Annotated in this window: 21 protein-coding genes; 4 read left to right on the forward strand and 17 right to left on the reverse strand. The window is 62.2% G+C overall.

The window, feature by feature from the left end; translation table 11 throughout:
- Nucleotides 1-12: 12 nt before the first annotated feature.
- From bcsA to bcsD, 4 genes are all read right to left on the reverse strand, one after another.
- Nucleotides 13-2,217, reverse strand: a complete 2,205-nt coding sequence (gene bcsA, locus LMG28727_RS13335; protein WP_201642781.1) for a UDP-forming cellulose synthase catalytic subunit — start codon at nucleotides 2,215-2,217, stop codon at nucleotides 13-15.
- Nucleotides 2,214-3,002 carry a cellulose biosynthesis protein BcsQ gene (gene bcsQ / locus LMG28727_RS13340; RefSeq protein ID WP_201642782.1) on the reverse strand — a complete coding sequence of 263 codons (789 nt, stop codon included), beginning with the start codon at nucleotides 3,000-3,002 and terminating at the stop codon, nucleotides 2,214-2,216. The genes bcsA and bcsQ overlap by 4 nt, the downstream gene beginning before the upstream one ends.
- The gene (bcsP, locus tag LMG28727_RS13345; protein ID WP_201642783.1) at nucleotides 2,999-4,120 is read right to left on the reverse strand and encodes a cellulose biosynthesis protein BcsP; all 1,122 of its coding nucleotides are present in this window, start codon (nucleotides 4,118-4,120) and stop codon (nucleotides 2,999-3,001) included. Before bcsP ends, bcsQ begins: the two co-directional genes overlap by 4 nt.
- A 329-nt stretch (nucleotides 4,121-4,449) precedes the next feature.
- Nucleotides 4,450-4,905: a cellulose biosynthesis protein BcsD gene (gene bcsD, locus LMG28727_RS13350; protein ID WP_201642784.1), complete on the reverse strand. Its 456-nt coding sequence runs from the start codon at nucleotides 4,903-4,905 to the stop codon at nucleotides 4,450-4,452.
- A 628-nt stretch (nucleotides 4,906-5,533) separates the two neighbouring features.
- Here bcsD and LMG28727_RS13355 point away from each other — a divergent pair.
- Together LMG28727_RS13355 and LMG28727_RS13360 are read left to right on the forward strand one after the other, a co-directional pair.
- Nucleotides 5,534-6,682: a GGDEF domain-containing protein gene (locus LMG28727_RS13355; RefSeq protein ID WP_201642785.1), complete on the forward strand. Its 1,149-nt coding sequence runs from the start codon at nucleotides 5,534-5,536 to the stop codon at nucleotides 6,680-6,682.
- A 139-nt stretch (nucleotides 6,683-6,821) separates the two neighbouring features.
- Complete coding sequence (locus LMG28727_RS13360; protein WP_201642786.1) at nucleotides 6,822-9,155, forward strand: bifunctional diguanylate cyclase/phosphodiesterase; 2,334 nt, start codon at nucleotides 6,822-6,824, stop codon at nucleotides 9,153-9,155.
- Nucleotides 9,156-9,258: 103 nt separating this feature from the next.
- Here LMG28727_RS13360 and hpaI read toward each other — a convergent pair whose 3' ends face one another.
- The 7 genes from hpaI to LMG28727_RS13395 all read right to left on the reverse strand — a co-directional run bounded on the left by hpaI (nucleotide 9,259) and on the right by LMG28727_RS13395 (nucleotide 15,314).
- Complete coding sequence (gene hpaI, locus LMG28727_RS13365; RefSeq protein ID WP_201642787.1) at nucleotides 9,259-10,062, reverse strand: 4-hydroxy-2-oxoheptanedioate aldolase; 804 nt, start codon at nucleotides 10,060-10,062, stop codon at nucleotides 9,259-9,261.
- Between the two features lie 33 nt (nucleotides 10,063-10,095).
- Nucleotides 10,096-10,899, reverse strand: coding sequence for a 2-oxo-hept-4-ene-1,7-dioate hydratase (gene hpaH / locus LMG28727_RS13370; RefSeq protein ID WP_201642788.1), 804 nt, complete (start codon nucleotides 10,897-10,899; stop codon nucleotides 10,096-10,098).
- 49 nt (nucleotides 10,900-10,948) lie between these two features.
- On the reverse strand, nucleotides 10,949-11,347 hold the full coding sequence (locus LMG28727_RS13375) for a 5-carboxymethyl-2-hydroxymuconate Delta-isomerase (RefSeq protein ID WP_201642893.1): 399 nt from the start codon (nucleotides 11,345-11,347) through the stop codon (nucleotides 10,949-10,951).
- Nucleotides 11,348-11,366: 19 nt separating this feature from the next.
- Nucleotides 11,367-12,230: a 3,4-dihydroxyphenylacetate 2,3-dioxygenase gene (gene hpaD, locus LMG28727_RS13380; protein WP_201642789.1), complete on the reverse strand. Its 864-nt coding sequence runs from the start codon at nucleotides 12,228-12,230 to the stop codon at nucleotides 11,367-11,369.
- 71 nt (nucleotides 12,231-12,301) lie between these two features.
- Nucleotides 12,302-13,759 (reverse strand): 5-carboxymethyl-2-hydroxymuconate semialdehyde dehydrogenase, encoded by a 1,458-nt coding sequence (gene hpaE, locus LMG28727_RS13385; protein ID WP_201642790.1) that lies wholly within the window; start codon nucleotides 13,757-13,759, stop codon nucleotides 12,302-12,304.
- Between the two features lie 26 nt (nucleotides 13,760-13,785).
- On the reverse strand, nucleotides 13,786-14,544 hold the full coding sequence (locus LMG28727_RS13390) for a fumarylacetoacetate hydrolase family protein (RefSeq protein ID WP_201642791.1): 759 nt from the start codon (nucleotides 14,542-14,544) through the stop codon (nucleotides 13,786-13,788).
- Nucleotides 14,541-15,314 (reverse strand): fumarylacetoacetate hydrolase family protein, encoded by a 774-nt coding sequence (locus tag LMG28727_RS13395; RefSeq protein WP_201642792.1) that lies wholly within the window; start codon nucleotides 15,312-15,314, stop codon nucleotides 14,541-14,543. The genes LMG28727_RS13390 and LMG28727_RS13395 overlap by 4 nt, the downstream gene beginning before the upstream one ends.
- A gap of 200 nt (nucleotides 15,315-15,514) precedes the next feature.
- Here LMG28727_RS13395 and hpaR point away from each other — a divergent pair, with 200 nt between their 5' ends.
- On the forward strand, nucleotides 15,515-15,922 hold the full coding sequence (gene hpaR, locus LMG28727_RS13400) for a homoprotocatechuate degradation operon regulator HpaR (RefSeq protein WP_201642793.1): 408 nt from the start codon (nucleotides 15,515-15,517) through the stop codon (nucleotides 15,920-15,922).
- A gap of 25 nt (nucleotides 15,923-15,947) precedes the next feature.
- Here the strand turns inward: hpaR and LMG28727_RS13405 are convergent, their stop codons facing one another.
- The 4 genes from LMG28727_RS13405 to LMG28727_RS13420 all read right to left on the reverse strand — a co-directional run bounded on the left by LMG28727_RS13405 (nucleotide 15,948) and on the right by LMG28727_RS13420 (nucleotide 19,016).
- The gene (locus LMG28727_RS13405; RefSeq protein ID WP_201642794.1) at nucleotides 15,948-17,093 is read right to left on the reverse strand and encodes a DSD1 family PLP-dependent enzyme; all 1,146 of its coding nucleotides are present in this window, start codon (nucleotides 17,091-17,093) and stop codon (nucleotides 15,948-15,950) included.
- A gap of 27 nt (nucleotides 17,094-17,120) precedes the next feature.
- Nucleotides 17,121-17,762, reverse strand: coding sequence for an HAD family hydrolase (locus LMG28727_RS13410; RefSeq protein WP_201642795.1), 642 nt, complete (start codon nucleotides 17,760-17,762; stop codon nucleotides 17,121-17,123).
- Between the two features lie 151 nt (nucleotides 17,763-17,913).
- On the reverse strand, nucleotides 17,914-18,819 hold the full coding sequence (locus tag LMG28727_RS13415; RefSeq protein ID WP_201642796.1) for a LysR family transcriptional regulator: 906 nt from the start codon (nucleotides 18,817-18,819) through the stop codon (nucleotides 17,914-17,916).
- On the reverse strand, nucleotides 18,816-19,016 hold the full coding sequence (locus LMG28727_RS13420; protein WP_201642797.1) for a hypothetical protein: 201 nt from the start codon (nucleotides 19,014-19,016) through the stop codon (nucleotides 18,816-18,818). Before LMG28727_RS13420 ends, LMG28727_RS13415 begins: the two co-directional genes overlap by 4 nt.
- A gap of 35 nt (nucleotides 19,017-19,051) precedes the next feature.
- On the opposite strand from LMG28727_RS13420, the gene LMG28727_RS13425 reads away from it, so the two are divergent.
- On the forward strand, nucleotides 19,052-20,146 hold the full coding sequence (locus LMG28727_RS13425; protein WP_201642798.1) for a hypothetical protein: 1,095 nt from the start codon (nucleotides 19,052-19,054) through the stop codon (nucleotides 20,144-20,146).
- Between the two features lie 53 nt (nucleotides 20,147-20,199).
- On the opposite strand, the gene aroQ is transcribed toward LMG28727_RS13425, so the two are convergent.
- Together aroQ and LMG28727_RS13435 are read right to left on the reverse strand one after the other, a co-directional pair.
- Nucleotides 20,200-20,637, reverse strand: a complete 438-nt coding sequence (aroQ, locus tag LMG28727_RS13430; RefSeq protein WP_201642799.1) for a type II 3-dehydroquinate dehydratase — start codon at nucleotides 20,635-20,637, stop codon at nucleotides 20,200-20,202.
- 45 nt (nucleotides 20,638-20,682) lie between these two features.
- Complete coding sequence (locus LMG28727_RS13435) at nucleotides 20,683-21,771, reverse strand: Gfo/Idh/MocA family protein (protein ID WP_201642800.1); 1,089 nt, start codon at nucleotides 21,769-21,771, stop codon at nucleotides 20,683-20,685.
- Nucleotides 21,772-21,797: the final 26 nt, after the last annotated feature.

Here is a 21,797-nt window from a genome sequence, read left to right on the forward strand (position 1 = left end):
CTTGCCTATAGATCAGTCTTTGGTTTTTAGCTTCTTGACGTCCGCCGGACGGCTTTTCATCGAACTACGAATGTCGGCATAAAGATGTTCGAACAGCCCTGCAATGCCGAGCGCTCCCACCCTCAGCACATGCGACAGACCACGCAGCGGCGTGTCCTGTTGCCGCCCTTCGGCCCACCCGGTCCAGGCGTCCGCTCGAGCAAAAGTGGTCTTGACGAACTCGTATTCCTGCTCGCGCGTCATCGCTGCGAAGCGCAGCCCCACGCGTCCCGGCGCGGTGAAGCCGACGGTTGCGGGGAATGCGTATTCCTCATCGCCGCGAAACAGCGACACGCTCACGCGCTCGTGCATCGGCACTTCGATTTTGGCGGGCAGCGCGACGCCGACGCCGCCTTCGGAGTAGTCGATCGTTTCGCAAGCGAGCGTGCGGCCGGTCGAGAACTTCAGCATCACGGGCATCTTCATCGCGACGCGGTGCACCGCGCGCACCTGGCGGCGCTCGCTCGCGGCGGCCACGCTCGCGCCCAGAATCAGCATGTTGTAGCCGGTCCATGCGAGGTTCAGGATCGTCGTCTCGACGACGCTGCGCGTATGCCAGTTCAGATAGATGTGCACCAGCCCGACCACGAAGCCGATCAGGTTCAGCAGCAACAGGAACAGATACGGACGCGAGATCGACCAGTCGAAATAGCTCTTCTCGATCTGGCCGCCCTTGGCCGTCACGTTGAACTTGCCGAGCTTCGGGTTGATCAGCGCGAGCAGAGTCGGCGCGGTGATGTACGAGGCCAGCACCGACTCATACACTTCGGCCCAGAACGAGTGGCGAAACGAGCGCTGCATCCGCGAGTTGGTGATGCTCGCGTGCATCATGTGCGGCAGTGCGTAGATCGCGATCGTGCTCGCGGCCGCTTCGATCACGTGTGCGCCGAAGAACAGATACGACAGCGGCGCGGTCAGGAACACCAGACGCGGGATGCCATAGAAGAAGTGCATCATCGCGTTCAGATAGCACAGCCGCTGGCCGATCTTCAGGCCCTTGCCGGTCAGCGGATTGTCGATCCGGAAAATCTGCGTCATGCCGCGCGCCCAGCGAATCCGCTGGCCGATGTGGCCGGACAGACTTTCGGTCGCGAGGCCCGCCGCCTGCGGAATCGCCAGATACGCGGTGGTGTAGCCGAGGCGGTGCAGCTTCAGCGCGGTGTGGGCGTCTTCGGTCACGGTCTCGACCGCGATGCCGCCGATCTCTTCGACCATGGTCCGGCGCAAGAGCGCGCACGAGCCGCAGAAGAAGGTCGCGTTCCACAGATCGTTGCCGTCCTGCACCAGCCCATAGAACAGTTCGCCTTCGTTCGGCACCTTGCGGAAGGTGCCGAGATTGCGCTCGAACGGGTCGGCGTTGAAGAAGTGGTGGGGCGTTTGCAGCATCGACAGCAGCTTGTCGCGCAGAAACCAGCCGAGGCCGATCTGCAGGAACGAGCGGGTCGGAATGTGATCGCAGTCGAAGATCGCGAGGTATTCGCCGCTGGTGATCTTCAGCGCTTCGTTGATGTTGCCCGCCTTCGCGTGGCGATTGTGCGTGCGGATCGTCCAGTTGACGCCGACTTCCTCGCAGAACGCCTTGAACTCGGGACGGCGGCCGTCGTCGAGTACGTGGATCGAAATTTTCTCGGCGGGATAGTCGAGCGCGAGCGCTGCGTAGATGGTCGGCTTCACCACCGATAGCGGCTCGTTGTAGGTCGGAATGAACACGTCGACGCTCGGCCACTGGTCGCGCGACGCAGGCAGCGGCATCGGCGTGCGCTTGAGCGGCCACGCGGTCTGGAAGTAGCCGAGCAGCAGCACGACGGTCGAATAGACTTCGGCGGACACCAGCAGCAGGCCCCACGCGGCGTCGAGCGGATGCTCCCAGTACGTGGTCGAGGTGAGCCGCCAGTACATGTAGCGGCCCGACGTCACCACCGACAGCATGATCATCACCATCGTCGCGTAACGGCCTTGCAGACGGCGGAACCACAGCGCGATCACGAAGCAGCAGGTCGCGAACGTCAACTGTTCATAGAACGCTAGCGGCACGGTGAAGACGAAATACAGCATGCCCAGCGCGAACAGCGTGACGATGCCCGTGACGATGCGGCTATTCCAGAAGCCCGCGTCGACGAAACGCTCCAGCCGCGATGGCGGGCCGCCCTCCAGGCCTGGCGAATCCGGCGTACTCATGCGACGTTCCTCGGCGAGACGGCGATCGCGTCGACCGCCGCCATCAACCAGTCGCCGCACGAACGGAAGTCGGCGGCCGCCTGGCTAAGCGGATCATAGTGAATCAGCGTGGTGTCGCAGGCGAGCGCTTCGCTCACCCCTTCATCGAGATGGATCACGCCGGGGAAGACCCGGCCGCCGAGCATCTGGCGCAACACCTTGAGCACGTCCTTGGTCAACTGGCGCGACTGGTCGATCTGGTTGATCACGTAGCCTTCGCCGCCGAACTCGGGGCGCGGCGCGGCGTAGGTGGCGATCAGCCGTTCCATTTGCGGGATGGCCGCGTACGAGGCGGCGTCGGCCAGCACCACGTTCAGCGCGAACGTGGCCGCGCACAGCGCGGTGCGGACATAGGTGGACGAACCCGGCGGCGTATCGATGATGACGATGTCGGAGGGATCGAGCCGCAGGTTTTGCAGCGACTGGGCGAGCCAGCGCGGATCGTGGTCGATAAACGCTTCGAAGCGGCGGCGGTCGTCTTCGAGCACCGCGCCGTACGGCAGCACCGTGACACCGTCGATGCCGTCGAACATGGCCGTTTGCCACGGATCGCCGGTCAGCGTGGCGCGCGACAAACCGTCGATGCTGTCGAGCGGCACGCCGAAGTGCAGCCGCAATGCGTTCTGCGGGTCGAGGTCGAGAGCGATCACGCGACGGCCGCTGGCGGCCAGCACGGAGGCAAGATTGGCGGCGAGGGTGGTCTTGCCGACCCCGCCTTTGGCGGACACTACCGCGATGACTTTCATGAGCGACGGGGGCCGTTGACCAGCCACGAAGGGGAGACGCCGGGCGTGGCGTGGGAAGCGCTGGCCGATGCAGTGGCCGACGCTGTGACCGCTGGTGCGTGCGTTTGAGCGGGCGTGCCCCGCAGACGGTCGAAAACCGCTTGCAACGGCGCGGGTTGATCGCTGGACGCCGTGGCAGGGGCGGCCGGCTGCGACGCCGCTGCCGGCGGCGCGGCAAACAGCTTGCCGAGGATCGACGCAGGTTGTGTCGCCGGTGCCCGTTGTGCACGTTGCGGGAACATGGCGGGGCTAGCCGGTGCTGCTGCGGGTGCTGTCGCGGGTCCGGCAGGCGCGGTTGCGTAAGGCTGTGCGGGCGCCGGTGCTTGCGCTTGTGCTTGTGCCCAACCCGGCACAGCCGAGGGCGCCGGTGCCGATGGCGCCGCGTACGGAGTGTGCGCTGCGGGTGCGGGCGGAGCCGGCATGGCTGGTGTACGGAATGGGCTGCTGAACGGCGCACCGGCAAATGGCGTAACGGGCGAAATCGATGCCGCGGGCGGCACAGCGGCGCTTGCCGCAAACAGACCCGCCGACGCACCCGCCGCAGCGGGCACGGCGAAAGCATTTGGTGCGGCCTGCGCAGAAGCCGCTGTATTGGTGAGCGGAGTAAAGGGCGCAGAGGGTGACGCAGCCGGCACCGGCTGCACCGCCACAGGATCATTCATCGCGGCCGCGGCCGCGGGCGCGGCTTGCAGCGCGCTTTCATCGTCGCTGCCCAGCGCGCCGAAACGCGACGCGCCGCTTGGCGCGGCAGGCTGAGGTGCCGCAACCACCACCGGCGGAATATCCCGCCGATGCGAGCGTGTGAACAGCGGCGCTTTCGCGCGCGTCACCGAGGCGACATCCTTGGGCGTCGTGTCCTGACGATCGACGGCCAGCGCCGGAGCGAACGGCGGCTGCGGTCTCGCCTCGCGACGTTGCCCGATCTCGGGGATCGTCGGCTGCGTGAGATCCAGCGTCACCAGCAATGGCCAACGCGTGCGTGCGGTGCGCGCGTCGTTCTCGCGGCCAATCTCCTGATACGCGCTAGCGTCGCCACCAAAGTGGTCGAATAATTTTTCGATGTCGCTCGATGAACTCATAATGCCGCCGTCTTGTACATGACTTGCCTTGCCCCGATGCCTACATTTTCTCGCGGCGCCCATCCCCGTCCTGCTACTGCATCCTCTACTGCGTGCTTCACCTGATCCGTCACGGGATCTGGTTCCGCGTCTTTCATGTCCGCGCTCCGGTCCGGCGCGTTTTCTATTGACTCATCGACTACCGTTGCTGCCTCTGCCTCTGCCTCTGCCTCTGCCTCTGCCTCTGCCTGCTGCATGCCGATCAGCGCTGCCGTTGCACAAAGCCGCGACCGCAGACGCACGGCTCATGCCTGACGAATCCGCTGCGCTATCGCGTCATACACGACCGTTCAGGCCGGATGGCGGCCCAGACGGAACTCGATCGCGGTGTCGTCGCCATACGCGCTCGTCTGCGCGACCGACAGCCCTTGCGCGCCCAACGAACTCAACCACGTCTGATACACGCCTTCGAGAAACGCCGGCGTCCATGCCAGTGCAGCATCGCCGAACGCGGGCAGCGGCGCGCAGTAGTGAACGATGCGCAGCGACTCAGCTTCGTCGGCCAGTTTGACGTAGCCCCAATCCATCTCATGCCAGTACATGTTCAACGCATTGGCGAGCTCGGCTGTTGAGCCGCACGCAGGCAACGGATGCGCTGCCGCGAACCGGCTGCCGACGCGATGCATCAGCAGACGCAATTCGTCGCGGCCAATCTGCGCTTCGAACTCGGTGGCCAATGCGGTCAACATCCCGCGCCACTGCGGCGAGACTTGGCGATCCAGCAGGTAATCGAGAATTGGGACCATATTTTCCAGGAGGTGGCTGCTGCGTCGCTTTGCATTCAAAACGGGCGACGGCCAGGTGGAGATGAAAGCGTCGAAGAAATCGCGCGTTGCACGCGTCCTAGGTTAGTTTTACCGGCATGTCTACCTTGTCCGGCACACTTCGGAAGAAGTCTACTTAAGACACTAACTTTTAGCCACTTCCTATTGGTATGTTCATACGCAGAATGGATTGCAATGGATGCAGGGTTTTTTACGTAATTTTTGCTGATTCCATCGCGCACGCCCCTGCCTTCCTGTAGCTACGGCATGCATAAGCTCGTGCAATATAGGTATTAACACGCGAGGCGGGCCGGCTATCTGGCTTATGCGTGTGGTGGTAAATGCAACGCTTTTTAATTTCGCGTGGACAACATGCCTTCACTATTTGTCATTCTTTCACAATCTTGCCGCTGTGCTGCCGGGGATTGGTTTTGCGCGTGCCAGCGAAGTTTGCCCGGTAAGCTTACGCACCTGTGCACAGAATCGAATCATCTGCAGGCAATCAATCACGCGATGCGGTCATGTATAAAACCAACGTATTAACCGAGCCGATGCGATGATGAAAAAAGGTGGCGCGCTATCGTTGGCCTGTTTGACTCACTGAACTGTAATGCTCAATCCACTCAGTCTTCTGCTAATCACGGTGTTGTCGAGCGCCATGGCAATGGCGGTGCTCGGTTCGTTATGGCGTGCCACGATCCCTGGCGTCGGCTACTGGATTTCCGCCAACGCGGCCGCGATCGTCGCGCTGCTGGCTTTCGCGATGCAGGGTCATGCGTCACGCTGGCTTACGTTTGTCGGCGCCAATGAACTGCTGGCCATTTCGCTGCTGCTGGTGGTCGAAGGCTGCGTGCGCTTTCAGAAACGCCGCATCCGGCTCTGGCCCGCGTATGCCGGCCTGGTTGCCGTTTTCGCAGGCGTTGCGTGGTGGACCTTCGTTACGCCGGACTTCAACGCGCGCGTCGCGGTGGTGTCGGCGTTTCACGCGTATCTTTATGCGTTGCTCGCTGTGCTGATGTTACGTGGACGTCCCGCCAACCGGCCTCGCTACAGCTATTACTTTCTGGCGGTCGCGGCGTTGCTTCTATGCGCAGGCCATGCGTCGCGCGGCATCATGTATGGCTTCGGCATCATCATGCAGACCGACCTGATGCAGGTCTCGCCGTCCAGCATCCTGTTTCTCGCGTTAGGAATTCTTGCGCCGCCGTGCCTGTCGATCGGCGTGGTGATGCTCGCGCATGACCGTCTTGCCGAGCGGCTCGAACAGCTCGCGAATGTCGACGACCTGACGGGCGCACTATCGCGCCGCGCGTTCCTCGCCGCGAGCAACACATTGCTGAAAGCGTCGCTGCGAACCCGCTCGCCGGTCACGATGGCGATCATCGACATCGATTCGTTCAAGGCGGTCAACGACACCTACGGCCATGCCGCGGGCGACCAGGTGCTGAAGCATTTCGCGGCGTTCGTGTCGCACAATTTGCGGATCGGCGACGTGTTCGGCCGGCTGGGCGGCGAAGAGTTCGGCGTGCTGTGCCCGGCGACTACCGCTGCCGAAATGGTCGCGCTAATGGACCGCCTGCGCGTTCGGCTCGCGTCGGCTTCGCAGTCCGCGCTGCCGTTGGGGCTCCGCTACACGTTCAGCGTCGGGGTGGACCAGTATCGGCCTGATGAGTCGCTCGACCAGTTGAGCGCTCGCGCCGACGGTGCGCTCTACGCCGCCAAGGCCTCCGGCCGCAATCGCGTGATGGCGGCAGCCTAGCGCGAGCCATCCAGCGGGCATAAGCAGGGACGCCAGCCAGGAATTTCTTACCTATATTTATCGGCAGGGATAAATATTAGTCAGACGTTTGCCGATAACCATTGGCGGAGTGACTGGAACCAGCCTGATAACCATCAATATGCCTGCCATCTCAACGCCTCACCTAGCCGGACGCGGATTGCGAGAACGTTTTCATCGACGCTCGCTGGAACATCAACGGCCCCTCTCAACGGTGACGATGGCGTTTACCGTGGTTGCGTTCCTGTGCCTGGTGGGCGCGCGCAACCTGGTCGACGGCCCGGCGACGCCATTGGCCTACCGGCTGGCTTGCGCGCTGGTGCTCGCGTTACTGGTGCTGGTCATTCCCAGCACCCGGTCCACGTTGATCTTCGGCGCGATCGGCGTCGTGTACATGCAGGTGCTGGTCGCGGGCATGGCGCTGAATACGGCGGGTGTCGCACAGCCGTTGCTATGGCTGTTGCCGGCGATGGTGGTGATTCCGGTTTGCGCCGCGCCGCTATGGTTGACGCCCGCGCACTTTTTCACCGGCACCGCATTGTTCTATGCGTCGGCGTTGGCGCTGCTGTTCGGCGCGCCGCTCACGCATGACATCGAGACGGTCGTCTGGGCATGGATCGCCGCGATCGGTATCCCGACTTCCGTGGTGTTTCACTTTGGCTTTTACCGCTTCCGGCGCAACCACTTCCTGCTCGAAAGCCAGCTCGCGCAACTGGCCGCGACCGATCCGCTGACCGGGCTGCAAAACCGCCGCGCGTTCGTCAAACAGGCCGAGCAGCATCTCGACGCCCTCACGGACGAGATGCAGGTCAGCGCGATCTTTCTCGACATCGACAACTTCAAGTCGCTGAACGATCGCTTCGGCCATGCGGTCGGCGACCATGCGCTGTACCAGGTAGCTCAGGTGCTGATGGAACAGACTCCCGCCGACGCCAGCGTGAGCCGGATCGGTGGAGAAGAGTTCGCGGTGCTGCTGCGCGACGGCCTGAGCGGCGCGCTGGCGCTGGCCGAGCAGCTACGCGGCGCGATTGCCGCGATCGAACGGCCCGACGGCAATCTGACCGCGAGCTTCGGCGTGGCGCAACACCGGCGCGGCGAAAGCATCATGGTGCTGCTCGATCGTGCCGACGAGGCACTGCTGCGCGCCAAGTACTCGGGAAGAAACCGCGTCTGCGCCGAGCGGCGAATGCTGCCCGACGTGCAGCGGTCGGCGGGCAGTGAGCGGCGGGTTGAAGGCGGCTCGTTGAGTCAACGGTATCAATGGGAAGACTATTACCTGACTTCGCATTTCCAGCCGCTCTACAGCCTGTCGCATCAGAAGCAGGTGGGGTTCGAGGCGCTGCTGCGCGGCGAACACGACGACGGCATGCTGGTGCCGCCCGTGGTGATGTTCGCACCGAAGCCTTCCAGCGACGAGGGCGCGCTCGACCGCGCAAGTCACGTCGTGCATCTGAGCAACGCAAGCCGTCTGCTGCCGAACGACGCATGGCTGTTCCTCAATATTTTGCCGGCCACCTTCATTGCCGCCGGTTATGCCGATCAGCTGAGCGTGCTCGTGCGGGCCGCCGGGCTGGAACCCGAGCGGGTGATTCTGGAGATTCTCGAATCGCATGGCGGCAGTGTCGACGATATGTCGCGGGCAGCAGCGCTGTACCGCGAGCACGGCTTTCTGATCGCCGTCGACGACTTCGGCGCCGGTCAGTCGAATCTCGACCGGCTGTTGCGGATCCGCCCAGACCTCGTGAAACTCGACGGCGAACTGATTCGCGCGACCAGTCATGGCACCGGTCATCCGATCCTGCCGAAGCTCGTGTCGCTGCTGCATCAGGCGGGCATGCTGGTGGTGGTCGAAGGCGTGGAGACCACCGAAGAGCTGATTCTCGCGGTGGAGTCGAATGTGGATTTCGCGCAGGGCTATCTACTGGGTCGACCGGCTGCGCAGATTGCGCCGCCGGAGTCGGTGCATCGACAGATCGACGATGCGTTCGACGTGATCGCGCAAGGCCGGGCGCATCAGTACGCGCTGTTCGAATCCGAAGTAGAGCCGTACCGGATCGCCTTGCGTGCTGCTGCCGACGCGTTGCTGACTGGCGTCGTGATGGACGACGCGTTTGCGCCGCTAGCCCGATTCGATCGATGCATCAGCTGTTTCATTCTCGACGCTACCGGCAGACAGGTCGGCCACGAATTGCCGGGGCCGGCCTGGAGCAAGGAAGGGGCTTCGCTGCAACCGGTGGCGAATCCGCGCGATGCGCGGTGGGACCACCGGCCGTACTTCAGGAATGCGGTGTTGCTGCCGGGTGTGGCGGTGACCAGCAATCCGTATCTCTCGCTGGCGAGCGGCCGGCCGTGTATCGCCGTGACGTTGGCTGTGCCGTTCGCCAACGGGCGCTCGGTGATTGGCGTGGAGCTGGACTGGTCGGCGAAGGGCCTGCCGTGGCCTGCGGCGGAGTGACGGTTTGACGGCGGGTAGGACGGCAGGTTTGACGGCGGCTTTGACGGCCGGTTGACTGCTGTCTGATGCGTCGCAGACCGTTTCGACAGGCGAGGGCGGTGAGCTAGTAACCCCCTTTGGGCGGCGGCGCGCTTGCGGCCGTTTTCCGGTACGACGCCGCGAGGTCCGCTGCCGCGCGGCTCAGCAGGCCCGTGTCCGAACCGACCGCGACGAAGGTGGCGCCCGCCGCGAGATATTCGGCGGCGATTGCGGGATCGGCCGCGAGCACGCCGGCTGCCTTGCCCGCGTCGCGCGTCGTTGCAATGCCCCGGCAGATCGCTTCGCGAACGCTCGGGTCGCCCGGTCTGCCGAGCAGGCCCATCGACGCGCTCAGGTCCGACGGGCCGAAGAACACGCCGTCTACGCCGTCCACGGTGGCGATTGCCGGCAGATTGTCCATGCCTTGCACGGATTCCACCTGCACCAGCACGCATAGTTCTTCGGCTGCGGTGGTCAGATAGTCGGGTATCCGGTTCCAGCGCGATGCACGCGCCAGTCCGCTGCCCACGCCGCGAATGCCTTGCGGCGGATAACGCGTCGCGGCGACGGCTTCGGCAGCTTGGGCTGCGGTGTCGATCATTGGCAGAAGCAGGGTTTGCGCGCCGATATCGAGCAGTTGCTTGATCAAGGCCGCGTCGCTGCGCACCGGACGCACCACCGGATGCGACGCATAAGCAGCGACGGCCTGCAATTGCGCCAACGTACTGCGGACGTCATTGGGCGCGTGCTCGTTGTCGATCAGCAGCCAGTCGAAACCGGCAGTGGCCAGCAACTCGGTGACGTACGCGTCGGCCAGCGCGGCCCATAGACCGAATTGCGGTTTGCCTTCGGCGAGAGCGCGCCGGAAAGTGTTTTGCGGTAGGGACATGTCGATCCAGTCGGGTTGTATGCCGTTGCAGACTCAGATGAAATTCAGGCCAATGCCGCCTAGCGGACCATAGTCGACATGGAACGTGTCGCCTGCGCGCGCGACGATCGGGCTCGTGAACGAGCCACTCAGGATCACGTCGTTTGCGTTCAGCATTTCGTCGTATGGCGCGATCTTGTTGGCGAGCCACGCAACGCCAGTGGCTGGGTGATTCAACACCGCCGCCGCGAGTCCGCTTTCTTCGATCGCACCGTTTTTATAGAGCAGCGCGCCGACCCAGCGCAGGTCGACATCGAGGGGCCGCACCGGCCGGCCGCCGAGCACGATGCCGGCATTCGCGGCGAAGTCTGAGATCGTGTCGTAGACCTTGCGCGGCGCGTGGGTTTCGCGGTCGAACTGCTCGATGCGCGCGTCGATGATTTCCACGGCAGGGGTGACGTAGGCGGTGGCGTCGAGTACGTCGAAGAGCGTGACGCCGGGGCCTTTGAGCGGTTTGTTCAACACGAACGCCAGTTCGACTTCGACGCGTGGGGCGATGAAGCGGTCGGCGCGAATATCCTCGCCGCTTTCGATAAACATGCTGTCGAGCAACGGCGCGTAATCGGGTTCGTCGATCTGCGACGAACGCTGCATCGCGCGCGATGTGAGGCCGATCTTGCGGCCTTTGATCACGTGGCCTTCGGCCAGCTTGAGCTTCACCCATTCGCGCTGAATGGCGTAGCCGTCTTCGACTGTCATTTGCGGATATTGCGCGGAGAAGTGGCGCAATGGCGTGCGCGTTTTCTCGGCGTGGTCGAGTTGCGCGGCGAGTTCGCGGATAGTCTGTTCGTCTAGCATGATGGTTTCTCTTTGCGACGCGGTGAGGCGTGGTGTCCGGTCAGGCGGATCAGGTTTTGAAACGTGCATGCAGGTTGTTGTGCTTCCATGTGCCGGCTTCGCTGAACTCACCGAGTTCCAGCGACAACGCCAGCCCGTGCTGATCGAACTCAGTGGCGAAGTGCTGTTTGAGCAGCGCGAACAACGCGTCGCCGGTGGCCTTTTTGACGGCTTCGGAACGGCCCGCGCCGATCTTCAGATTCGCATGCAGAAATGCGGCGTCGGCGCGCCCGTCGGCGATACAGTACTGTTCGCAACGCAATGCGCGCACGCGAATGCCGCCCAGCGGATAGACCCGCTGTTCGCCGTCGCGCTGCGCATCCAGACATTGCACGAGCGTGTTGCACAGTTGGCCGATGTTTTGCGCGTCGGCGAGATTGGCGCTGTATTCGAGCGTGAGATGCGGCACGGTAAGTTCCTTCACGAAGTCAGACGGGGAGCGGTGTCACCGGGAAGATCGCATTGATCTGGCCGGTGCCCGAACTGCCGAAATACGGGGTGACGACTTCAACCTTGCCGTCGTAGCGATTCCAGCCGAGCGCGCCAAGCAGCATCGCGGTGTCATGCATGCCGCCTTCGCCCCAGCATTTTTCGTTGTAAAGCGGCAGCATGTCGCAAAAGGTTGGCCAGTCGCCGGCTTTCCACAATTCGACCACGCTGCGGTCCATCTGTTCGAGAAACGGATTCCACACCTTGTGCATGAATTGCTCGGCGGTACCGTTGTTCGCGAAGTGATGACTGAGCGAGCCGCTTGCCAGAATGGCAACGGTGCCGTCGTAACGTTCCTCGATTGCTTTGCGCACCGCAAGGCCGAAGCGCGCGCTGGTGGCGAGGTCGTGCCACATGCACCAGCCCGATACCGACACCGTTTTGAAATGTTGATCGGCGTTCATATAGCGCATCGGCACCAGTGTGCCGTATTCGAGTCCCAGCGTGGTTTCGCTGTGCGCACGGCTTTTTACGCCCATTTCGTTTGCGACTTCCGCGATCAGATGGCCGAGTCCGACATTGCCAGGATACGCGTACGGCATGTTCCTGATGAAATGCGGCAACTCGTTGCTGGTGTACACGCCTTCAAAATTCGCCGCGCAGTTGATGTGGTATTCGCTATTCACGAGCCAATGCACGTCGAATACGACGATCGTGTCTACGCCCAGTTCGCGGCAACGCCGGCCGATTTCATGATGGCCGTCGATGGCGGCCTGACGGCAACCTTTATGCGGACCGTCGAGTTCCGATAGATACAGCGACGGCACGTGAGTGACTTTTGCTGCCAGCGCGAGCTTGCCCATCGCGGTCTCCAGTGTGTGTCTGCGGCAATGCGGGTTGCGTCGACGCGTGGCCTGTCATGCGCCGCTGCGCATTAAACGCCCCAGCGCGGAATGTGATGTGAGCCGAGCGATACGCACACATTCTTCGGTTCGAGGAACACTTCATAACTCCACGTTCCGCCTTCGCGGCCCACGCCGGATGCTTTCGTGCCACCAAAAGGCTGCCGCAGATCGCGTACGTTCTGGCTGTTCACAAAGCACATGCCCGCTTCGACCGCCGCTGCGACACGATGTGCGCGGCCGGTGTTCTCGGTCCAGATATAGCTCGACAGCCCGTAACAGATGTCATTGGCGAGCCGGATAGCGTCGGCTTCGTCGTCGAATGGAATCAGGCACGCAACCGGGCCGAAGATCTCTTCCTGCGCGATGCGCATACGATTGTCGACATCGACGAAGACGGTGGGCATCACGAAGTTGCCTTTGCGCATTGCGTCGGGCAGATCGGGCGTATCGAGACCGCCGCACGCGAGCGTTGCGCCTTCTTTCGGACCCAGTTCGATATAGCTGCGCACTTTCGCGAGATGCGCGTGGCTGATCATCGGGCCAACAAGGGTGCTGTCGGCGAGTGGATCGCCGACCGTCAGGCGCTTCGCGCGCTCGATGAAGCGCTCGGCGAAACGCGCGTAAATCGGGCGATGAACCAGAATGCGCGAACCTGCGGTGCAGCGTTCGCCGTTGTTCGAAAAGATCATGAACACGGCTGCATCCAGTGCACGTTCGAAATCGGCGTCGTCGAAAATAACGAACGGCGATTTGCCGCCGAGTTCCATCGAAAACTTTTTCAGCCCAGCGCTCTGCACGATACGGTTGCCGGTTGCCGTCGACCCGGTGAACGACACCGCATGCACATCGGGATGTGCGACCAGCGGTTCGCCGGTCTCCTTGCCGAAACCATGCACGACGTTCAGCACGCCCGCAGGAATGCCGGCTTCGAGCGCGAGTTGTCCGAGCGTGGACGCCGTGAGCGGCGACAGTTCGCTCATCTTCAGCACGGCAGTATTGCCGAACGCGAGGCAAGGTGCGACTTTCCAGGTCGCCGTCATGAACGGCACATTCCACGGCGAGATCAACGCGCACACGCCGACCGGATGAAACAGCGTGTAGTTCAGATGCGTATCGGTCGGATATGTATGGCCGTCGACGCGCGTGCACATCTCGGCGAAGTAGCTGAAGTTGTCGGCCGCGCGCGGCACGAGTTGCTTGCGCGTTTGCGAAATCGTCTGGCCGGTGTCTTTCGTCTCGGTTTCGGAGATCTCCGGCACGTTCTTCGTGATCAGTTCGCCGAGTTTGCGCAGCAGCTTCGCTCGCTCCGCTGCGGGCCTGGCGGCCCAGGCGGGAAATGCGTTCTTTGCCGCGCGCACGGCGGCGTCGATTTCCTGCGCACCACCTCGCGCGACCTCGGCCAGCACGTTTTGCGTAGCGGGATTGACGGTCTCGAAGTACTCTTTCGCGCCGCACGCTTCGCCGTTGATCAGGTGCTCGATTCGCATTGTCATGTCCTTGTTAGCTGGATCGATTACGCGCGGCCGAAGTCCGCGTCCGACGCAATCGTGTTCGCGAGACGGCCTAGGCCGTCGATTTCGCAGATCACTTCGTCGCCCGCATTCACGTTGACGATGCCTTCGGGGGTACCGGTCAGGATCACGTCGCCGGGCGCGAGCGTCATGAAGCCGCTCAGGTACTCGATCAGAGCGGGAATATCGGTGACGAGGTCGCGCGTGTTGCCGTGCTGCTGCCGCGTGCCGTTCACGAACGTGCGTAATTCCAGTTGCGTCACGTCTTCGATGTCGGCGGCGTCGACGAACCAGGGGCCGAGCACGGTGCCACCGTCGCGATTCTTCACGCGAAGGTTCGGGCGGTAGTAGTTTTCGAGGTAATCGCGGATCGCGTAGTCGTTCGCGATCATGTAGCCGGCCACATGCCGCATCGCGCTGTCGCGCTTCACGTTACAGGCGGTCTGGCCGATCACGACCGCGAGTTCGCACTCGTAGTGCATGAACGTGACATCGGCAGGGCGGCGCGTGACGCCGCGATGGCCGAGTACCGTGCCCGGTCCTTTGAGAAAGACGAGCGGTTCTTCCTGCTTGCTGAACTGCAGTTCTTTGGCGTGTTCGGCGTAGTTCAGGCCCAGTGCGAAGATTGTGCCGACTTCGATTGGCGCGAGCCAGACCACTTCGTCTTCGCGGCGCACACGGCCGTCAGCGAGACGCACGCCGTGGGGGTCCGGATACGCTTCGTGAATCGCGCCTGCATAGGCAACGCGGCCGCGCATCATGACGGTTCTCCCGCGTGTTGCTGGGCATCGATAAACGACACCGTGAGCGGCGGCAAGCCGTCAATCGATAAAGTTGCTGTGTCGCCGGCATGCGCAACCGGCGAGCCGTGCGGCACGCCCAACGTGAGAACGTCGCCGGCACTGAGTGTCATGAAGTCGGTGACGTCTGCGAGTAATTGCGTGACGGTGCGTACTGTTGATGCCGTACTTGCCGTAAAAATTTCCTTACCGTTGACTAACACCTTGATGCCGAGATGATCGGGGGTTGCGATATGACGTGCCGCGACGACGGCCGGCCCGACCACACAGAAGCCGTCACGTGCCCGAAAGCGCACGGAAGGCCGATACACACTCGCATGCGGCACGCTGAGATCGCCGACCAGCGTATAGCCGGCGATATATTCAGCCGCGCGATTCGCGTTGATACGGGACGCATGACGGCCAATCACGATACCCAGCGAAGCGCCGACTTCCACGCCCAACGCGTTGTCTGGCACGACGACCCGCGCGCGGTGCCCGGCGAGCGTGTTGCGCGGCTTCAGATAAAGAATGGGTGCGTTCGGCGGGGCTTTGTACGGCGCGGCGTGCATGGCTTCGCCTAATGCTTCCAGTGCGGCACGGTCGTTCAGCAGGGTTCCGTAGACCGCGCCGCTAACCGGCGCGCGACAGGCGATTCCGCTGTCCAGCAGGGCGGCCAGCGCACGCGCATCGACGTCGCGGGGCAGCGCTTCGCCTTCGGGATGCAACAGGTGATCGGCAAGTGCAAACATCAATGAGGCGCCTTTTCGAAAAAAACCTGAAAAAATTCAGCGAAAACACTAACATGTTAGTAGTATTGCGCTTGATATGATTCACGGTCAATAGGCTGTCGGCTGATCGCGGGTTTTCCCTTAAGTTTTGATGGCTCTTTTTATTCTTTTTATCCACTATGTCCGCTGCGTCCACCCGAGTTTTACACCGCAACCTGCCCATGCTGTTGCTGCGTGCCAGAGAAAAAATGATGGAGCGGTTTCGTCCGCTGATTACCGCTCATGGACTGACCGAACAGCAATGGCGCGTGATTCGCGCACTCAACGAACAGGGGCCGATGGAGCCGCGTCATATTTCCGATATCTGCACGATTTCGAGCCCGAGCATGGCTGGGGTGCTCGCGCGTATGGAAAGTATGGAACTGGTGACCAAGGAGCGGTTTGCAGACGACCAGCGCCGCGTGCTGGTGTCGCTGACGGACATCAGCGTGGAGCTGGTGCGCGTGATTTCAAAAGACCTCGAAGCGCATTATCGCGAACTGGAGCGCAAGGTCGGGCCGGAGATCGTCGAGCGCGTGTATCGCGCGGTGGACGATCTGCTGGCCGGTTTGGGTGAAGAGGACGAGTGAGGGTTGAGCCAGGCGGCGTTTGAGCTTACCAGCCGCGAAAACGTCGCCACTCCACGCTGGTTCCATCGGGCGAAACCGCGTGATATTCAGGGAACTGCGCGCCGGTGGCGCATGCATGATTCGGCAGAATGCGCAGCTTCATGCCAATTGGAAAGCGCTCGGCGATGTCGTCAATGTCACCGGCTTGCGCGCTTTGCGCCGCTGACGAAAGAATGCCGTGCTCCTGGTTTGCGCCGCTTACCCTGTAACCTGGCAGCAAGGTGCCGTTCAGCAAACACGGCTGGCCATAGCCGAAATCGTGCGCTTGCTTCGACGTGCCGCGGTCGCGGCTCATTGCCATCCAGCCCGCGTCGAGAATCGCCCAGCCTTTTTCCGCCTGATGTCCTATCACGGTGGCGAGTACGCTGAGCGCGATATCGTCGAGCGAGCAGACGCCGACGTTGTGCATGACCAGATCGAATAGAACATAGACGCCGGCCCGTACTTCAGTCACGCCCTCCAGTTGCGCGGCCGCGAGCGCGGTCGGCGTCGAGCCCACACTGACGGCGGGGCACGCGATGCCCGCATCGCGCAGCCGTTGCGCCGCGCGTACGCAGCCTGCGCGCTCCTGCTCCGCGAGCGCGGTGAGTGCTTCCGGCGTGTTCAATTCGTAGCTCGAACCTGCGTGCGTCATCACACCGCCGACCTTGACGCCGTTCTCATGCAGAATCCGGCCCACGTCGAGCAGCGTGTGCTGCTCGGGGGTGATGCCGGAGCGGTGGCCGTCCGTGTCCACCTCGATCCACACCTCGAAGGTTTCGCCGTGCTGATCGCCGAATGCAGCAATGGCCGAGGCCGCGGTTGGATTGTCCACCACCAGTTTCAGATCGCAACCCTGACGGCGCAGCGCCAGCGCTCTCGGCAACTTTGCCGGCACGATGCTGACCGCGTACAGAATATCTTCGACGCCCGCGGCGAAGAACGCCTCCGCCTCCTTGAGCGTCGACACCGTAATGCCACGTGCGCCAGCGGCGATCTGCGCGCGCACCACGTCGATACATTTGGTGGTTTTCACATGCGGACGAAACGCGACACCCAGCGTGTTCATCTGCGCCTGCATTCGCGCGATGTTCTTCTGCATCCGCGCAATGTCGATCAACGCGGCAGGAGTTTCGATCTGTTCGAGTTTCATACTTTCACCGGGATGAGTGGTTTGAGCTCACTGGCCGAAGCGACCCAGCCATGGGACCAGTTGGTCGAGCATAGGTGCCTCGATTTCGGGCTTTTGCGCACCCTCGACGAGCGGCAAACCGACGTGGTTATGCCAGTATGTGCGCAAGCCGACGGCAGCGGTGCCGAACATGTCATAACTGGAACCGGCAACAAATGCGGCCTGGTGAGCGGGTACGCCGAGTGTGTCGAGAGCGAGCTGGTAGGGCCGTGGGTCGGGTTTATACACGCCGGCCTGTTCGGCGGTTACGATTGCGTCCCAGTGGATCGGGAAAAGCCTGGCCGCCTGCACGCCCAATCGCGTGGAACAGTTAGTGACGACCGCCAGTTTGCAATGTGGCGCAAGCGTCTGTAAGGCTTCGACTGCGCCCCGCCACGGCGTGAGTGTCAGCCAGTCCGCTTCGAGCGCATGGGCGGCGGAGTCCGGCAGACCGACTTCCACGGCGGCGTCGCGCACCAGTTGTTCATACGGAATGTAGCGGCCGCAGCCATACGTCAGACGCAAATAGGCGGCACGCCATGCGCGGCCCAACGGTTCGGACCCCGCGGCCTGATTCCACGATGTCCATGAATCGAGCAGGGCGGTCAGAAGATCGAATAGAACGGCTTTGGGGTACAGAGCGGAAGTCATGGCGGCTGTTTGACCTTAACCGGCTAGGAACGGTGCATTCATTATAAAGTTCGACCCGCGCAAGCAGGTTCAATTCGGCTAACTGATAGTTTCAGTCAAACTGAATGGGGTTCGCGGTTCGCGGTTCGCGGTTCGCGTCTTCGCGATGGATTCATCGCCGCCACGGCGGCACGGGTTTGAACCGGCTCTGGAGAAACTGCATGAAATGACGGGTGCGCGCCGGCACGCCGACTCTTTGGTGGGTGAGCGCCATCACATTGGCGTCGGGGGCTTTCCATCCCGGGAGCAGGCGCACGAGCTTTCCTCTGGCGATGTCGTCGGCCACGTCCCACTCGGAACGCAGGATCACCCCCCGGCCTTCGCAGGCCCACTGGCGGATCACGTCGCCGTCGTTGCAGCTCAGGTGCGCGGAGACGCGCACGCTGCGGCGCGTGCGGCCCTTACTGAACTGCCAGAGCGTCACGTCTTCGTTGTTCTCGCGCAGCACGATGCAGGGCAGTCTGCTTAATTCGTCGGGCGACTCAGGCATGCCCAGCCGTTTGAGCAGCGCGGGCGCGGCGCAGACGAAGCGCGCATTCGGCGCGATTGCATAGCCGACTCGATTCGATAGCGGCAACTCGCCGATATGCACGACAATGTCGAAGCGGTCCATCGTTTCGGTTAGCGGCTGATCGGACAGCGTCAGCGCCACATCGATATCCGGGTTCTGCTGCTGGAAGTCGCCGATGACGGGTGCCAGATGGCGTCGTCCGAATCCGAGCGGCGCGTTGATCTTTAGCGTGCCGACCAGACCGTTACGGCGCATCTGCAAGTCGTCGAACAGCGAATCGAACTGTTCGATCAGGTCGGCGCCGCGTTCGCATAACAGCGTGCCTTCATCGGTGAATTGCAGGCGGCGTGCCGTGCGGCTTACCAGTTGCGCGCCCAGTTTCTTCTCGAGTTGCTGAAGGCGCTGCGTGACAGCCGAGGGCGAAAGCCCCAGCTTTCGTGCGGCGGCGATCAGGCTGCCACTTTCACGGATGGTCAACAGAAAGCGGATATCGGCCGAATCGTTCATGTCAGCAAGGTTCGAGTACGGAATCTGGCAGCATAATGCGTTTGGATGCGCCGTTCCATGTTCACTGTGTTCGCATGGGTGAATACGTTCAGCGCGCGGAGGTAAAGTGTCGTGTCTTGTTCTGTCAGGCAGCCGACAGCGTGGCCCGCTAAAGTACGCGCTTCTGTAGCGACGCGCAGCCCGCGTTTGTTTTCCATCGAATCGTTGTCGTTTTTATTTGAAGAGAAGTCCCATGTCGTCGCCCCATTCCGCTAACGATCCGGCTAGCTCCGTCATTAGTACCACGCAAAAAAGTGCCGCCAAACAGGCGATATTTCTGCACACCGGTTGGCGTAGCGCGGGAACGTGGGTATGGTCGCGCCTGCGTGAACTCGAGACCGTGACCGGTTTTTACGAGCCGCTCAGCAATGTTCTCGCTGAACTGAGCCCCGCTGATGTTGCCGCGTCGCGTCCCACGCTCACGTCGGGGCATCCGCCGCTCGACGCGCCATATTTCGATGAATATCGCCCGTTTCTTCAGGACGGCGCGCGTGGTGTGGCCGGATATCGCAAGCGCTTCAGTCTCGATCGTTTTACGCGCGAACCCGACGCGGAATTTCCGGCATTGCACGCGTACTTGCAAAATCTGTGCGCCCATACCGTTGAGCGCGGCAGCGTGCCAGTCTTCAAATTTTGCCGTTCGTCAGGCCGCCTGCCCTGGCTCAAACACGTGTTTCCCGCTGCGATGCATGTCGGCGTGTTGCGCAATCCTGCGTCGCAGTTTGCTTCCGGGTGGTTACTCAGTCAGCAGTGGAGCAATCCGTTTTTTGTCGCCGCGCCATTTCGTGTGCTGGGTTTGAATCTGTCGGACCCGCTCGTGCGGCAGGTCATTAATGTTTGCGCTGTGAGCTTGCCGCCGCCGTCGTCGATGTCGGACGACGCTTATGCGATGGCTTGCGAGCAATACGCGCGCACGGCTGAAGGCAATAATGCGTATCGGGCGTTCGTTGCGTTGTGGATTCTCTGCGCGCTGCGCATGGCGGAAGGCGTTGACCTGCTGGTCGACATGGACAAGTTAGGGCAGTCGCGTGACTACGCGGCCGGCTTGTGCGCCGCATTTCAGGCGCAGAGCGGTTTGACGCCGGACTTAAGCAGCGCACGCGATCTGGTGGAAGAGACGCGGCGCAGTGCGCCGCGTATTGCCGGAATCGACGGACGCTCGATGCGCACCGTGCACTCGGCAGCACTTAAATTCCTGAAAGCTCAGGGCGGTCTCGATGCTGCTCTGGTCGACGTGGTGCGCGAAAAAATGGTGCTGGCCAACGAACTGACCGAGCCATGGCGTTAATCGCATAACGCCGCGTCTGGCTGCATCAACCAGACGCGGCAATCACGGCTTATCTAGCTCGCCGCAGACACAGCGGCGCGCAATCCGAGCAGGTAACTATCGACCCCGAAGCCGCAAATCTGTCCTTTGACGATTTCCGCGAACACGGAAAGATGCCTGAATGCTTCCCGCGCGTGGATATTCGACATGTGAATCTCTACTACCGGCACCGTCAGAATGGCGAGCGCGTCGCGAATGCCGTAGCTGTAGTGCGTCCATGCACCGGCATTGATCAGCACACCGTCTACGTTATCTGTGAAAGCCTGGTGGATGCGCTCACACATATCGGCTTCGCTATTGGTCTGAAAGCTTTCCACCTGCACGCCCAGCTCCTTGCCCAACGCCTGAAGTTTGCTGTCGATTTCAGCGAGCGTCACTGTGCCGTATTGCGCAGGGTCGCGCTTGCCGAACATGTTGTGGTTGATGCCGTGCAGCATCACGAAAGTTTTCATTGAGTATCCTGGAAGAGTGAATTCGACGGCATTCGCCGCGCCGTGTTAATGGACAGCGGAATGAGCGAAGGAGTTCATTGCAACGGCTGGCGACGTATCGACAACCACGCCCGCGTTGGCGGCGTGCGCAATCGCCTCGGTAATCCGCAGGTTCTGCAAGCCGTCGCGCGCACTGACCAGCGGCGCGGTTTCGCCGCGAACCACTTGCCCGAAGTGCTCTAGCTGAAGCTTCAGCGGATCGTCGCGCGTCAGGTCGGCGACGCTCACGTCGAAAGGCTTCCACCACGAACGGTCTTCTGCTTTGCCATACGTTTTCAGGCGCATGGTTGGCACCGAGAGCGAGCCGAATGTCCCTGCAATCACGTAACAATCTTCATCCGGATACGACGGATACGCTTTGTTTTCCTGCGATGTCTGTTCCCAACTGCGCGCACTCGCTGCCGTATCGGACAGCATGAAGCTGCCCAATGCGCCGTTCGCAAAACGCAGGTTGATCGCCACGGTGTCTTCGACCGGAAAGCCACGCGTCGCATGGGATGAAAACGCCTGCACCGCGACGATGTCGCCGCACAACATCCGCAGGTTATGCACCTCGTGAATCATATTCAGCAGAATTGGGCCGCCGCCCGGTTTGCGCCGCCATTCGGCGCCCGAGAAGTACTCATCCGGTTTGAAGAAAACGGCGCTGCCCATCACCGCCACCAGTTTGCCGAGCTTGCCTTCGTCGATCAGTTGCCGCGCGCGCGCCATGATCGGGCTATGCGCGCGATGATGGCCGATCAGCAACGGCACGCCGCAACGCTCGACTTCCGCGACGAGTGTTTCCGCTTCGTCAACCGTCGATGCGATCGGCTTTTCGAGCAACGTCGGCACACCCGCCGCGAGACAGACCTGCGCGTGCTCCAGGTGCAACTGGTTCGGCGTGGCGAGAATCACGCCGTCAGGACGATCCCGTTCGAGCAACTCGTCGAGCGTCCGGTAAAGCGGGACGCCAGCCTCGGCAGCGAGCGCCCCGGCTGCCGCTGACGGGTCGACGATGGCCGATAACATGCACGTGCCGCTTTGCTGGGCGACAGCCATATGAGCGCGGCCGATATAGCCCGCACCGGCCACGGCGATCCGGGTTCGATTCATGAGGCGGTTCCTTCCTTTAAAGCCGC

Source organism: Paraburkholderia metrosideri (genome assembly GCF_904848625.1).
Lineage (GTDB): Bacteria > Pseudomonadota > Gammaproteobacteria > Burkholderiales > Burkholderiaceae > Paraburkholderia > Paraburkholderia metrosideri.